Source organism: Corallococcus sp. bb12-1 (assembly GCF_026626765.1).
In the GTDB taxonomy this organism is placed as follows: Bacteria; Myxococcota; Myxococcia; order Myxococcales; family Myxococcaceae; genus Corallococcus; species Corallococcus terminator.
Genome location: NZ_JAPNJZ010000027.1, coordinates 188,016 through 202,483 on the forward strand (window position 1 = coordinate 188,016; position 14,468 = coordinate 202,483).

The 14,468-nt window shown below is 70.6% G+C and carries 11 protein-coding genes; 7 read left to right on the forward strand and 4 right to left on the reverse strand.

The annotated features are described in order from the left end of the window. Positions 1-107: 107 nt before the first annotated feature. Positions 108-2,735, forward strand: a complete 2,628-nt coding sequence (gene clpB, locus OV208_RS31840) for an ATP-dependent chaperone ClpB (protein WP_267577688.1) — start codon at positions 108-110, stop codon at positions 2,733-2,735. A 75-nt stretch (positions 2,736-2,810) separates the two neighbouring features. On the opposite strand, the gene OV208_RS31845 is transcribed toward clpB, so the two are convergent. From OV208_RS31845 to OV208_RS31855, 3 genes are read right to left on the reverse strand one after another with little or no spacing between them, the layout of a single operon-like run. Beyond that, complete coding sequence (locus tag OV208_RS31845; RefSeq protein ID WP_267577689.1) at positions 2,811-3,548, reverse strand: glutathione S-transferase N-terminal domain-containing protein; 738 nt, start codon at positions 3,546-3,548, stop codon at positions 2,811-2,813. A 36-nt stretch (positions 3,549-3,584) separates the two neighbouring features. Next, on the reverse strand, positions 3,585-6,728 hold the full coding sequence (locus OV208_RS31850; RefSeq protein ID WP_267577690.1) for a tetratricopeptide repeat protein: 3,144 nt from the start codon (positions 6,726-6,728) through the stop codon (positions 3,585-3,587). A gap of 6 nt (positions 6,729-6,734) precedes the next feature. Further along, entirely contained in the window at positions 6,735-7,625 is an 891-nt protein-coding gene (locus OV208_RS31855; protein WP_267577691.1) for an RNA polymerase subunit sigma-70, read from the reverse strand. 576 nt (positions 7,626-8,201) lie between these two features. On the opposite strand from OV208_RS31855, the gene OV208_RS31860 reads away from it, so the two are divergent. Beyond that, positions 8,202-8,906, forward strand: coding sequence for an NADPH-dependent F420 reductase (locus tag OV208_RS31860; RefSeq protein WP_420715063.1), 705 nt, complete (start codon positions 8,202-8,204; stop codon positions 8,904-8,906). 39 nt (positions 8,907-8,945) lie between these two features. Then, positions 8,946-9,473 carry a 2'-5' RNA ligase family protein gene (locus OV208_RS31865; RefSeq protein ID WP_267577693.1) on the forward strand — a complete coding sequence of 176 codons (528 nt, stop codon included), beginning with the start codon at positions 8,946-8,948 and terminating at the stop codon, positions 9,471-9,473. Here OV208_RS31865 and OV208_RS31870 read toward each other — a convergent pair. After that, positions 9,451-9,873 carry an arginine repressor gene (locus OV208_RS31870; protein ID WP_267577694.1) on the reverse strand — a complete coding sequence of 141 codons (423 nt, stop codon included), beginning with the start codon at positions 9,871-9,873 and terminating at the stop codon, positions 9,451-9,453. The genes OV208_RS31865 and OV208_RS31870 overlap by 23 nt on opposite strands. 178 nt (positions 9,874-10,051) lie before the next feature. Here OV208_RS31870 and OV208_RS31875 point away from each other — a divergent pair, with 178 nt between their 5' ends. The 4 genes from OV208_RS31875 to argH are packed head-to-tail and all read left to right on the forward strand — an operon-like array spanning position 10,052 to position 14,449. Further along, positions 10,052-11,056, forward strand: a complete 1,005-nt coding sequence (locus OV208_RS31875) for an N-acetylornithine carbamoyltransferase (protein WP_267577695.1) — start codon at positions 10,052-10,054, stop codon at positions 11,054-11,056. Between the two features lie 57 nt (positions 11,057-11,113). Beyond that, on the forward strand, positions 11,114-12,040 hold the full coding sequence (gene argB, locus OV208_RS31880; protein WP_267577696.1) for an acetylglutamate kinase: 927 nt from the start codon (positions 11,114-11,116) through the stop codon (positions 12,038-12,040). Further along, complete coding sequence (locus OV208_RS31885) at positions 12,037-13,107, forward strand: M20/M25/M40 family metallo-hydrolase (protein WP_267577697.1); 1,071 nt, start codon at positions 12,037-12,039, stop codon at positions 13,105-13,107. Before argB ends, OV208_RS31885 begins: the two co-directional genes overlap by 4 nt. Further along, entirely contained in the window at positions 13,100-14,449 is a 1,350-nt protein-coding gene (gene argH / locus OV208_RS31890) for an argininosuccinate lyase (protein WP_267577698.1), read from the forward strand. Before OV208_RS31885 ends, argH begins: the two co-directional genes overlap by 8 nt. The last annotated feature ends 19 nt before the right edge of the window (positions 14,450-14,468 follow it).

Below are 14,468 nucleotides of genomic sequence, written 5' to 3' on the forward strand. Positions count from 1 at the left end.
CCACGAAAAGCCGGCTGCTTCCAGCGGCTCAAAGTATTCCGTGGAAATCGGAAGCCGCACGGCGAGTGTCGTCTTGCCAAGGGGGATGCGGCTCTTACGTTTAAGGCATGCGACTCGACAAATACACGGTGAAGGCACAGGAGGCGATCCAGGAGGGTCAGTCCCTCGCCCGCCGGGCCGACAACCCCCACTATGAGCCGGAGCACCTGGCCACGGCGCTGCTGGGTCAGAAGGACGGCCTCGTCGAACCCCTTCTGCGCAAGATTGGCGTGGACGTGAAGCTGTTCGCGGGCCGCCTGGGCGACACGCTCCAGAAGCTGCCGCGCATGCAGGGCGGCGAGAGCGCCATGCTCAGCCAGCGCCTGATGAAGCTCTTCGACAAGGCCGAGGACGAGGCCAAGGCGCTGAAGGACGAGTTCACCTCCTCCGAACACCTGCTCCTGGCGCTCACCCAGGACAAGGGCGCCGTCGGCGAGGCGATGAAGTCCTCCGGCGTCACGCGCGAGCGCGTGCAGGCGGGCCTCAAGGAGGTCCGGGGTTCGGGCCGCGTGACGAGCGCGGACGCGGAGTCCACCTACCAGGCGCTGGAGAAGTACGGGCGTGACCTCACGGAGGCCGCGCGCGCTGGGAAGTTGGACCCTGTCATCGGCCGCGACGAGGAGATCCGCCGCTGCATCCAGGTGCTCAGCCGCCGCACCAAGAACAACCCCGTCCTCATCGGTGAGCCCGGCGTGGGCAAGACGGCCATCGCGGAGGGGCTGGCGCGCCGCATCGTCGACGGCGACGTGCCGGAGGGCCTGAAGAACAAGCGCCTCATCACCCTGGACCTGGGGGCGATGGTGGCCGGCGCGAAGTTCCGCGGCGAGTTCGAGGAGCGCCTCAAGTCCGTCCTCAAGGAAGTGTCCGACGCGGCCGGGGAGATCATCCTCTTCATCGACGAGATGCACACGCTCGTGGGCGCCGGGAAGGCCGAAGGCGCCATGGACGCGGGCAACATGCTCAAGCCGGCGCTCGCGCGCGGCGAGCTGCACTGCATTGGCGCGACGACGCTGGACGAGTACCGCAAGCACATTGAAAAGGACGCCGCGCTGGAGCGCCGCTTCCAGCCCGTCTTCGTGGGCGAGCCCTCCGTGCACGACACCATCAGCATCCTGCGTGGCCTCAAGGAGCGCTACGAGGTGCACCACGGCGTGCGCATCCAGGACACCGCGCTCGTCGCGGCGGCCACGCTCAGCCACCGCTACATCGCGGACCGCTTCCTGCCGGACAAGGCCATCGACCTCGTGGACGAGGCGTCCAGCCGCCTGCGCATCGAGATCGACTCCATGCCCACGGAGATCGACGACATCCGCCGCAAGGTGACGCAGCTCGAAATCGAGCGCGAGGGCCTGCGCAAGGAGACCGACCCGCACTCGCGCGAGCGCCTGGCCCACATCGAGAAGGAGCTGGCGAACCTCAACGAGAAGTTCAACACGTTGAAGGCGCACTGGGACGAGGAGAAGAAGTCCATCGCCGCGCTGCGCACGCTCAAGGAGAAGCAGGAGAAGGCGCGCAACGACCAGGCCGCCGCGGAACGTCAGGGCGACCTGAACCGCGCCGCGGAGCTTAAGTTCGGCGTCATCCCCTCCCTGGAGAAGGAGGTCGCGGCGCAGAACGCGAAGCTGGCGGAGCTGCAGAAGCACCAGAAGTTCCTCAAGGAGGAAGTGGACTCCGAGGACATCGCGTCCGTGGTGGCCAAGTGGACGGGCATCCCCGTCTCCAAGCTGCTCGAAGGCGAGATGCAGAAACTGGTGCACATGGAGGACCGGCTCGCGCAGCGCGTGATTGGCCAGCGCAGCGCGATTGAAGCCGTGTCCAACGCCGTGCGCCGCGCGCGCAGCGGGTTGCAGGATCCGAACCGGCCCATTGGCTCGTTCATCTTCCTGGGCCCCACGGGCGTGGGCAAGACGGAGACGGCGAAGGCGCTGGCGGAGTTCCTCTTCGACGACGACACGGCGATGGTCCGCATCGACATGTCCGAGTACATGGAGAAGCACGCGGTGTCGCGGCTCGTCGGCGCGCCCCCGGGCTACGTGGGCTACGAGGAGGGCGGCCAGCTCACGGAGGCCGTGCGCCGCAGGCCGTACACGGTGGTGCTCTTCGATGAAATCGAGAAGGCGCACCACGACGTGTTCAACATCCTGCTGCAAATCCTCGATGAGGGCCGGGTGACGGACAGCCAGGGCCGCACGGTGGACTTCCGCAACACGGTGCTCATCCTCACGTCGAACATCGGCTCGCAGGCCATCCAGGACGGCATGGCGGGCACGGAGGTGCTCAACGAGAAGACGCGCGGCGAGGTGATGGACGCGCTGCGCGGACACTTCCGCCCGGAGTTCCTCAACCGCGTGGACGAGGTCGTCGTCTTCGAACCGCTGCGGCGCAAGGACATCTACCGCATCGTCGACATCCAGTTGGCGAAGCTCCAGAAGCTGCTCCAGGGCAAGCGCCTGGCGCTGGACCTCACCGACGCCGCGCGGGAGCTGCTGGCGGAGCGCGGGTACGACCCCACGTACGGCGCCCGGCCGCTGAAGCGGGCCGTGCAGAAGTACCTGTTGGATCCGCTCGCGCTCAAGGTCCTGAGCGGCGAGTTCGCACCGGGTGAGACCATCCAGGCGGACGCGGGCCCCGACGGGCTCACCTTCGCCAAGGTGCTGGTGGACAACTCCAAGGGCGCGAAGCCCGCGGCCGGATAGGCGCCCCACGCGTCGCTGACAGTACGGGACGGGCCGCCTTCCACTGGGGGGCGGCCCGTTTTCGTTTCACGGCATTCAGGTGCGGCGGTGCTTGTCGTAGAGCGCGTCGCGCCAGGCGATGAGGTCCGGGAAGCGGGCGGCGAGTCCTTCGTGGGTCCACACCGCGCGCGTGCCAGGGCCCAGGGGCAGGTGCCTGTCCGCCACGGGGCCCGCGAGCACGAGCATCACCGAGGCGGTGACGTCCGAGTAGGTGAAGGTGCCTTCCAGGTAGGGCCGTCCGCCCAGCGCCGCGCGCAGCTTTTCGAAGGCGGGGACGACGGTGGCCTCGATGGCGTCCTCGGTGCTAACGGGGACCTGGTGCTTGCGCATGACGAAGCGCATGCCCATGCGGGCGGTGGGCGCGAACACGCCGCGCAGCCAGCCCGGCACGAACTTCGGCAGCGCTTCGGCCTGGGCACGGTTGCTGGCGAGCATGCGCGGCATCGCGTAGGTGCGCGCCACGTCCAGCACCTGCTCACTGAGGTCGTTCCAGCGGGTGATGGCGGCCAGATGCTCCTGGGGAAAGAGCGGACTGCCCTGCCCCAGCTCCTCGGCGCGCTTCGCGATGGCGAGCGACCCATGGACCGCGGCGCCGGGCGGATCAATGAGCAGCGGCACCGAGCCCTTCACGCCGGGGCCCACCTGCTTGCGCAGCCAGCGCTCCTGGATGAGGGGGACGTAGTCGTGGAAACGGTAGGCGACGCGGTGGTGATCCAGGGCCCACCGGGCCTTCTCCGTCCACCCCGAAGAGGTCAATCCGACGAGGGTTCGCATAGGGGGCGCGACCCTAGCAGTCCTCGGCGTCTGGCTTCAGCGCTCGCGAAGGAAGGCCTCCAGTTCGGACATCCGCAGCAGCCGGGGCTCGGCGGTGGGGAGCACGGCGTCGCGGGCGGCCGTCACCAGGGCCCGGGCCCGCTCCGGCTCGCGGTGGGCCTTGCGCAGCGCTCGCGCCAGGGAGAAGCGCACCACGGCCAGCTCCAGCGGAGGGGCATCCGTCTTCTCCCACGCCGCCAGGGACTCGCCCAGCCGCTGACAGGCACCCGCGGCGTCGCCCCGCGCCAGGAGCCACTCGCCCAGCACCTGGGAGAGGTCGGGCGGAGGTGGGGCGTCCGCGCCCGCGAGCCGCCGGTGCAGGACCAGGGCCTCTTCGCCCGTGCGCCGGGCCTCCGCGTGCTGCCCGTCCTGAGTCAGCACTCCCGTCAGCGCCGTCAGTGCGGAGAGCAATTCGCCCTCCGCCCCCAGCTTTCGCAGGAGCGCCACCGCGCGCGTCGCCGACGCGACCGCGTGATCCGTCCGGCCCAGTCGCAGGTGGGCCTCCGTCGCGTTCATCAGCGTCATGGCGAACACCGGATCCTCGCGGCCGTCCGCGGTCGCCACCTCTCGCTCCGCCTCCATCTCGTGAAGCAGCGTCAGCGCCTCCTGGGGCCGGCCCTGGTTGATGAGCACCAGCGCCAGGTTGTTGCCCGTGCGGACGCGGGAGGTCGAACCCGCGGGAAAGTGCTCGCGGTACATCGCCAGGGCATCCCGTTGGATCCGCTCGGACTCGTCGTAGAGGCCCATGCTGAAGGTCACCGCGCCAATGTTCGCGCGCAGGCCCAGGGCGTAGCGCAGCGGCTGGCCGGGGCCGTACATCCGTTCGAAGCGGGCCAGGCTCTCCAGGAAGCACACCCGGGCTTCCTGATAGCGGCGCAGCTCCATCAGCGTGCTGCCCCGGTTGTTGATCAGCATCGCGACCTTCGGGTGGTCGGGCCCGTAGGCGGCCTCGAGCAGGGTCTGCGTGCGTTGGCTGTAGGAAAGGGCCTCCTCTCCCCGCCCCAGCTTGCGCAGGGCCGTGGACAGGAGGTTGAGCGCACGCGCGAGCCGGGGGGAGTCCTTCCCATGGTGTCGCTCCTGGAGGGCCAGGGCCTGCTGGATGAGCGGCAGGGCTTCCTCGGGGCGGGACTGCTGCACGAGCGAGCTTCCCTGGAACACCAGCAACTGGGCCTCCAGCTCCGGGTTGCCTCCGGCGCGCTCCAGGAGGGCCCGGGCCTGCTCGGCATGGAGCTGTGCCTGTTCCGGCCGCTGGGCGAGCTCTCCGTCGATGTAGACCTGATGCACCACGGCCTCGGTGGCGTGGAGGTCATCGCGGCCCGCGAGCGATGCCAGCATCGCGCGGCGCAACGTCGTGGTGGCGGCCTCCTCACGAAGGAAGGCGCGCGCTTCGCCCTCGACGAGCAGGGCCTCGCCCAAAAGCGGCTTGTAACCGATGGCTTCCGCCTCGGTGACGATGGGGCCCACGCGATCCACGGCCTCCTGCCACCGGTCCGCGCCCAACCGGGCGCGCGCTTCGTCGAGCTTCGCGTACGCGGCCTTCACGCGGGCGGCGACCTCCGGGCGCTCCGGTGGGGGCACCGGCTGTGACAGCGCCTCCACATCCGCGCAACGCGAGAGCGGGCTCAGGGCCTGCGCCGTCTCCGGGGCGCTCGCGACGCTGTCGCGGTCCGCGGTGAGCAGCACGTCCGTGAGCGCGCCCAGTTCGCGGCGCCTGCGCTCCAGGCAGTTCATCCGCAGGTCCATCACCGCCTCGGACTGGTTGCCGCGCCCCCGGGTGGCCTCGCAGGCCTGACGGCGGCTGTCGTGCCAGGAAGCGGCGTAGGCATCCAGCGCGCGCGCCACGGCCTCGTGCGCGGGCAGCGCGCCCGGCGCCCCCGTGGCCTGGAAGGCCTTGAGCAGCGCGGCCTTCCGGTCCGCGTCCCAGACGCCAACGAGTCGCAGCGGATCCTCGGCGCAGGGCGGCGTGCCCATCACCACGAACACGGTGGCCGCGACCGCGAGCAGCCCCGCTCCTACGCCCGCGACCGCCACCTTCTTGCTGAAGACGGGGAAGGCGGCCCGCTCCAGCGCGTCGAGCAGGGCCGGCATGGACGCATGGCGCGCTCCCGGCTCCGGTGACAGGCCGCGCACGAGCAGCGCGTGCACAGCGCGCGGCACGGAGCCCCGGTTCGTCGGGCCGCCCTGCTCCGGCGACGGCGGCTTCTGGCCATGCAGCCCTTCGTACAGCGACACGCAGAAGGCGTATTGATCCGAGCGTGCGTCAGCGGGAGCGCACGCGAGCACCTCCGGCGCGATGTACCCGGGCGTGCCCGCGACGGCGGTGGCCGCGTTCGCGAGGCTCGGGGACACGCTGTCGCCCGTGCCCGTGCCCGTGCCGATGCCGGGCATGCCACCCGAAGCAACCGGCGTGGACATCGCGGACTCCACTCGCGCCAGCCCGAAGTCCGTCACGCGGGCGCGGCCTTCCTTGTCCACGAGGACGTTGTCCGGCTTGAAGTCGCGGTGCACGACGCCCGCCGCATGTGCCGCCGCGAGCCCCCTGCCCGCCTGGAGGTACAGCCGCACCACGTCGCGCCACGGCCGGGGAGAGGCCCGCAGGTGCTGTCGCAGGGTGCCGCCGTCCACCAGCTCCATCGCGATGAAGACCACGTCGCCGAACGTGCCCACGTCGTGCACGGTGACGACGTGCGGATGGCGCGTGCGCGCGGCGGCCTGGGCCTCGCGCAAGAGCCGCTCCGTCATGCCCCCCGTGCCGCCCGCCTCGGGCAGCGTGCGCAACAACTTCAGGCCAATCCGCCGGTCGAGGCTCGGATCATAGGCCGCGTGGACGACGCCCATCCCCCCCGCGCCCAGCCGTTCCAGCACCACGTAGCGGCCCAGCAACGTGCCCTGCGCGATGAGCGGCATTCCGGAGCCGGACAGGCGTGCACCCGGAGACTCCGACACGAGCAGCACCGTGCGCGCGTTGTGCACGTCGGGCGCGGGGGCGGCGCGGATGCGCATGAAGTCGGCCAGGGCCTCGCGGCAGGACGCGCACGCATCCAGGTGCGCTTCGGCGCGCTCACGCAGGGCCTGTGACGGGACGCCGTCCGCGAGGTCGAGCAGTTCGACCTCCTCCAGGTGGGACGCGGAATCGGACATGGCGCTTCAGCCTTCCTTCAGGAGCGATGCGATGCTGACATCCAGGCTGCCGTCCAGGACGCGCAACAGGCTGTCGAGCTGCGAGGTGTTCAACGCGAGTCGCCGGGCCAGGCCCTCGCGGGTGGAGTCGAGCAGCGCGTCGCGGGCCTTCGCCATCCACCGCGACACGGTGGAGGCGTGCACCTGGTGCATCGCGCCCAGCGACTCCACGCCCAGCCCCTGCACGAGCCCCAGGCGCAGCAGGTTGCGGTCGCGCGGGGACAGGGCCGACAGGGCCTCCGCGAAGGCGGCGCGGAAGGCGGGCCGGTAGCGGTGGCGGATGAGCTCCAGCTCCGGATCCTGCGTCCCCAGCTCCGCGGCGATCAACGCGTCATCCAGGGGGCTGGTGCGCTCCGGCCGGCGCTTGAACGACAGCGCCACGCCCAGCGCCACCGCCTCCGCCCACCGGCGCAGCGGCCCCCGGCCCGCGTACGCCTTGAGGCGGGGTGCGTGGGTGCCTTGCTCCACCAGGAGCCGCAGGCGGGTGAGCTGGAGCACTTCGTCCACGAACGCGTTCGAGTCCTCCACCCGGCGCACCGCACGTCCAGCGGGCACCAGCGCGGTGGCATCCAGCGCTTCCAGCGCGGCCCGGTGGCCTTCCACCGCTGCCAGCGCCAGGTACAGGTCCTCGCAGCACAGCGCCGCCAGGGACTCCGCTGGCGGCCTTCCCCCGGGCGTGTGGAGGCCCAGGTGCGCGGCGAAGTCCGTGGGCTTGAGCCACGCGACGGGCCAGGCCTGTTCACAGCGGGCGACGATGTCCATCAACACGGGCGCGAGCCCGGCTTCCTCGTCGGAAGTGAAGCGCTGCGTGGCCCCCCCACGGAAGGCAGCGACCAGCTCTGATGAAAGGTTCGACATGGCGGCGCGGCCGGCCCCCAAAGACCGTCCGCGCGAGAATGTTATCGAAGGAGTCCCTCATGGCGGAAGCCCCTGCCCGGCCCCGTTACGGACACTGTCTGTTCGGTGTCACGCCCGCGACACCGGCCTTCGGAGCGGGCGGCGCCGGACGATGGCGGGTGTCACCGACCTCGCAGGTAGGTCGGGGCGTGGGGCCCATGCAAGCCCGTCACCCCCAGGTGTCCCCTCCCCCCTTTGGGGAATGGTGCGTTGAACGGGGGGAGCCGAGGATTCCGACCCTGCACCGCACACCCGTCGCTTCGGGCAACATCCTCTCCATCTGAGTTCGGGAAGCTGCACCACGGACACCGACGGCATGCTCACTCCGGAAGAGGACAGAGGCGGCCCGGTGCATCTCGCGGCGCGAAGCCCTCGACGAGAAGCGCGGCCTGTCCACGTTCCGACATCGCCTCCTCCCGTTGAATGCATGGCGACAGGGCCGTGCGGGGACTATCTGGGGTGGCACCCCGGGTCCGCGCACTCAGGCCGGTGCGCCCACCCGCGAATTGCTTCGCTCCTCCTGGAAGGAACCGACACATGAAGATTGGAATCATCGGCGCCGGCTACATTGGTGGCACCCTCGCCCGGCACTGGGTCAAGCTGGGGCATGAGGTGGTGATCGCGAACTCGCGCGGGCCGGAGACGCTGAAGCAGGTCGCGGCGGAGACGGGCGCGAAGGCCGGTACCCCCGCCGACGCCGTGAAGGGCGCGGAGGTCGTCGTCGTCACCATCCCCCAGAAGGCGGTCCGCGACCTGCCCAAGGACCTCTTCGCGAACGTGCCGAAGGAGGTCGTCGTCATCGACACGGGCAACTACTACCCCATCCGGGATGGCGCCCTTTCGGAGATCGACAACGGCATGGTCGAGAGCGAGTGGGTCGCGAAGCTGATCGGCCGGCCGGTCATCAAGGTCTTCAACAACATCTACTCCAAGAGCCTCCTGGAGAAGGGTGTCCCCAAGGGGACGCCGGGCCGGGTCGCGCTGCCCGTCGCGGGGGACTCCCCCGAGGCGAAGGCCAAGGTGCTCCAACTCGTGGAAGCGCTCGGCTTCGACGCCATCGACGCGGGTGGCATCGCGGACTCCTGGCGCCAGCAGCCCGGGACGCCCGTCTACACCCATGACTTCGATGAGGCGCACGTGAAGAAGGCGCTCGCCGAAGCGGACCGCGCTCAAATCCCGAGCTACCGCCAGCAGGCCAATGAAGGGCTGAAGCAGTACTTCGCGTCGCAGTCCAAGAGCTGATCCAGTCGGGCTTCGGCGAAGACACCCAGGAGCCGCTTCATGCCCTCGTCCGCCGAAGCCCCCCTGCTCGTCACCGCGGAGCTGGACCCAGAGGCCTTCGCACGGCTGGATGGCCTGCGAAGGCGCTACTTCCCGCCCGAGCGCAACCTCATCCCCGCGCACGTCTCGCTCTTCCACCACCTGCCGCCGCACGAGCACGCGAGCGTGGAGGCCGCGCTCGAAGCCGTCGCTGAGCGCTTGGCCCCCGCGCTCCACTTCGGGAGGCCGCGCAGGTTGGGTCGGGGCATGGCGGTGGACGTGGAGGCACCGGGCCTGGGCACGGTCCACCGCGAGCTGTCGCACGCCTGCGCGCAGTGGCTCACGCCGCAGGACCGTCAGCCCTTCCGGCCCCACGTCACGCTGATGAACAAGGCCCCGCTGGAGGACGCCACGGCCGCCTTCGCGGAGCTCTCCGCGGGCTGGGCTTCCTTCGACGGACACGCGCCGGCACTGCTCCTCTGGCGCTACCTGGGAGGCCCGTGGGAACCGCTGCGCCGCATCCCCTTCACGCCGGGCCGCGCAGGATGAGCTGCTCCACCGTCGCGCGCACCGCCTGGAGCAGCGACGGGTCCCTCACCGCGATGAAGATGGTGTCGTCGCCCGCCACGGTGCCGGCGAGCCCCGCCACCTCCTCGCGATCCAACGCCACCCCGAAGATCTGCGCGTAGCCGGGCGCCGTCTTCAGCACCAGCATGTTGGGCGGCGCCTCGATGATGGACACGCGCGGCGCGATGGCCGCCACCACCGGCGGCGACTCCGTGCGCTGGTAGCGCCCGTTCACCTTCTGCACGCTCAGCTTCTTGAGCCGCCGCGACAGCGTGGACTGGCTGGGCGCGTGTCCCGCCTCCTCCAACTGCTCCTGCAGCACGGCCTGATCGGTGATCTCCTGCCGGGAGATGAGCTGAAGGATGGCCTCGTCCAGGTTCATTCACCGTCACCTTGCATGCGCCTGAATACGCACGCAAGGCGCATGAAAATCCCCAAGAATGTTCTTGCGCGCTGCGCCGTTCTGCATAATATCCGCGCCTCCTTGCTGAATATGCAATCATTTTATGCATATTCAGTGATCCCCACCCATCCGGCGCGGCCGGGGGAGCACGAAGCCCATGAAGCATGTGACCCGCATCCAGGACCTGGGGCCGGAAGGCGTCGAGGCGGTCCTCTCGCAGGCGGCCGCGTGGAAGCAGAAGGACCCCGGGGCGCTGTTCCCCGGGAAGATCCTGGGCATGGTGTTCTTCAATCCGTCGCTGCGCACGCGCACCTCCTTCGAGGCGGTGATGCTGCGCGCGGGCGGGCACGCAATCGTGCTCGACGTGGGCTCTGGCGTGTGGAAGCTGGAGGACCGCCCGGGCGCCGTGATGAACACGGACCGTGCGGAGCACATCAAGGAAGCCTCGCCGGTGCTGTCGCGCTTCGTGGACATGCTGGGCATCCGCACCTTCTCCCAGGGTGGCGGTGACGAAGAGGACGAGGCCGACCCCGTCATCAACGCGTTCCGCAAGTGGGCCACCGTTCCGGTGGTGAGCATGGAGTCCGCGCGCGAGCACCCCTGCCAGGGCCTGGCGGACGCGCTCACGCTGCGCGAGACGTTCGGCACCACGAAGAAGCTGCCGGTGACGCTCACCTGGGCGCCGCACATCAAGCCGCTGCCCAAGGCGGTGCCCAACTCGTTCCTGCTGTCCGCGGCGGCCGCGGGCTGCGAGGTGCGCGTGGCGCATCCTCCAGGCTTTGATCTGCACCCCGCCGTGCGCGCGGAGGCGGAGGCGTACGCGAAGGCCACCGGCGGCAGCATCACCTACACGCACGATCAGGACGAGGCGCTGGTCGGCAGCCGCGCGGTGTACGCGAAGTCCTGGGGCCCCACCGCGGCGACGGCGAACTCGCCCGCGGACGTGGCGGCGCTGCTCGCGTCGTACTCGGGGTGGATGCCCACGCGGCGGCACATGGCGAAGGCGGAGAAGGACGCGGCGTTCCTCCACTGTCTGCCAGTTCGACGCAACGTGGAGGTCGCGGACGACGTATTGGACCACGCGAGCAGCCGCGTCGTGGACGAAGCGGGCAACCGCTACCACGTGCAGCGCGCCCTGCTGGCCTGGATGCGCGGCGGCTGAAGTCACACGCCGACCGCCCTTCCCTTCCATCCCCTTCTGACTTTCCAGAGGTCCCCCGTGCCCTTGTCTCCCGACCCGTACGCCGCACTTCGCAATGCCGCGAAGTACGTGAAGCAGTTCCGCAGCAAGACCTTCGTGGTGAAGCTGGGCGGCGCCGTGCTGAGCGACCCGCGCACGCGAAAGACGGCGTGCGAGCAGATCGCCCTGCTGTGGGCCTTCTCCATCCGCCCCGTCGTGGTGCACGGCGGCGGGCCGGAGCTGGACGCGCTCTGCGACGCGCTGCACCTGCCCATCGAGAAGGTGGCCGGCCGCCGCATCACCTCCGCGCCCGTGCTGGACGCGGCGAAGATGGTGCTCGCGGGCAAGCTGCACACGGACCTGCTCGCGGACCTCCAGGCGGCCGGTGTGCCCGCCGTGGGCCTGTCCGGCGTGGACGCGGGGCTCATCAAGGCGCGCAAGCGTCCGCCCGTCATGGTCACCGAGCCCGGTGAGACGCAGGGGCGCATGGTGGACTACGGCCTCGTGGGCGACATCGAGTCGGTGGACACGCGCGTCGTGGAGCACCTGCGCTCCGCGGACTACGTGCCTGTCATCGCCCCGCTATCGGGCGGCCAGGACGGCGCTGTCTACAACACCAACGCGGACACCGTGGCGGCGGCCATCGCGGCGGCGCTGCATGCCGAAAAGCTCTTCTTCATGGTGGAGGTGCCGGGCCTGTTGAAGGACGTCTCCGACCCGTCGTCCATCATCTCGCTCGCCACGCTGGCGGACCTGGCCACGCTGGAGGCCGAAGGCCGGCTCACGGGCGGCATGCGTCCCAAGGCGCACGCCATGCGCCACGCGCTCGTGGGCGGCGTGGGCAGCGTGCACCTGGTCAGCGGCAAGCAGTCCGACGCGCTCCTGGAGGAGGTCTTCACCAACGAGGGCAGCGGGACCATGGTCGTGCGCGAGCACCCGGTGAAGCACGGTGAGGCCAAGGGTTGAACCCCACCGAGCTGCTCACCGCGCTGGTCGCGACGCCCAGCGTCTCCGGTGACGAGGCCCGCATCGCGGACTTCGTGGCCGGCCAGGCCGAGTCCTGGGGTGCCCGCGTGCACCGCCAGGGCAACAACGTCTGGTTCAGCGTGGGCAGCGGCTCGAAGCGCCTGCTCGTCAACTCGCACCTGGACACGGTGAAGCCGTGCGCCGGGTGGACCACCGAGCCGCACGAGGCCGTGTGGAAGGACGACACCCTCTACGGCCTGGGCGCCAACGACGCCAAGGGCTGCGTCACCGCCATGCTCCTCACCGCGAAAGCGCTCCTGACAGAAGGCGCGCCCCAGGGTGTCGAGCACGTCTTCGCGCTCACCGCCGAGGAGGAGACGGGCGGCAAGGGCCTGGGGCCCCTGCTCTCCACGCTGGGGCCGCTGGATGCCGCCATCGTGGGAGAGCCCACGTCGCTCAAGCCCTGCACGGCGCAGCGGGGCATGCTGCTGCTCCGCTGCATCGCGCACGGGAAGTCCGGCCATGTCGCGCACGCGCACACGGCCGGGCTGGGCTCGGAAGCCAACGCCATCCTCAAGGCGGCCCGGGACATCCAGGCCGTGTCCGCGCTGCGCTTCCCCGCGCACGCGCTGCTGGGTGAGGCGCGGGCGCAGGTGACGCAGGTGTCGGGAGGGCTGGCGCGCAACCAGGTGCCGGACCGGTGCGAGTTCTTCGTGGACCTGCGCACCACGCCGGGCATGGACCACGCGAAGGTGGCTGAAGACGTGGGCGCGGCGCTGGAGAGCGAAGTGGTGGTGCACTCGGCGCGCTACCTGCCCAAGGGAACGGACGCGGCGCATCCGCTGGTGCGCGCGGCGGTGGCGGCGGCGGGACAGGGCACGGTGGGCTCCAGCACCACGTCCGACTGGGCGTTCCTGGGCGACGTGCCGGCGGTGAAGGTGGGGCCCGGGGACACGCTGCGCAGCCACCAGGCGAACGAGTACCTCACGCGCGCGGAGCTGGAGGCGGGGCTCGCGTTCTATCGACGACTGCTGCACGGCTATTCCGAGGAGGTGGCGCGTGGCTGAGACTTTGTGGGGCAAGGGCCAGCCGCTGGATTCGGCCATCCACGCCTTCACCGTGGGCGATGACCCCGTGGTGGACCTGTCGCTCGTGCCGCACGACGCGCTGGGCAGCGCCGCGCACGCGCGCATGCTCGCGCACGTGGGCCTGCTGGCGCCGGAGGCCGCCACGTCGCTCGTCGCCGCGCTGCACGACCTGCACGCCGAAGCGCGCGCGGGCCGCTTCGTCATCCGCCCGGAGCAGGAGGACGGCCACACCGCGCTGGAGGCAGCGCTCGTGGAGCGCACGGGTGAGGCGGGCAAGCGCATCCACCTGGCGCGCTCTCGCAACGACCAGGTGCTGCTGGCCCTGCGCCTGTACCTGCGCGAGGAGCTGCTCGCCCTGGGCGCGCGCACGGCGGAGCTGGCCGGGACGTTCCTCGACTTCGCGCAAACGCACGCGGACCTGCCCCTGCCCGGCTACACGCACCTGCGCCGCGCGATGCCGTCCACCTTCGGGCTGTGGGGCATGGCGTTCGCCGAAGGGCTCCTGGAGGAGCTGGAGGCGCTCAAGGGCGTGTGGGGCCGGATTGATCGCTGTCCGCTGGGCGCCGCGGCGGGCTTCGGCGTGCCGCTTCCCATCGACCGTGAATATGTCGCGCGGTTGCTCGGTTTTAATCGGGTTCAACGCAGCCCCATCGACGCGCAGGACAGTCGGGGGCGGCATGAGACGGCGCTGCTCACCTGGGCGTGCTCGGTGGCGGGCACTCTGGAGAAGTGGCTGTGGGACGTGCAGCTCTACAGCATGGACGAGTTCGGCTTCCTGGCCCTGCCGGATGCCTTCACCACGGGCTCGTCCATCATGCCCCAGAAGAAGAACCCGGACGTCGTGGAGCTGGCGCGGGGCCGCTGCCGCGAGCTTCGGGGCCTCGCCCATCAGGTGGAGGCGGTGGCGGGCGGTCTGCCGTCCAGCTACCACCGTGACTTCCAACTGCTGAAGCGCCCCACCTTCCAGGCGCTCGCCAGCACGAAGGCGCTCCTGGAGGTGCTGGCGCGGCTGGTGCCCGCGCTGAAGGTGAACGCGGACAAGGCCCGCGCGGCGTGCGACGACTCGCTCTACGCCGCGCACCATGCCTACGCCCTGGTGGCCAAGGGCCTGCCCTTCCGCGACGCGTACCGGGAGGTGGGCCGCCAGTTGAACGACGGCACCTTCCAGCCGGACCGCGGCGCGCTGACGGCCACCCACCTGGGTGGCGCTGGCAACCTGGGCCTCGCCACCGCGCGCGAGGAACTGGCGGACGCGCGCGAGTGGCTCACGCGCACCCACGCGCAGCAGACCCAGGCCGCCGAGCGCGTCTGGGCCGCCTGAGTCTTCCCATCCCTTTTTG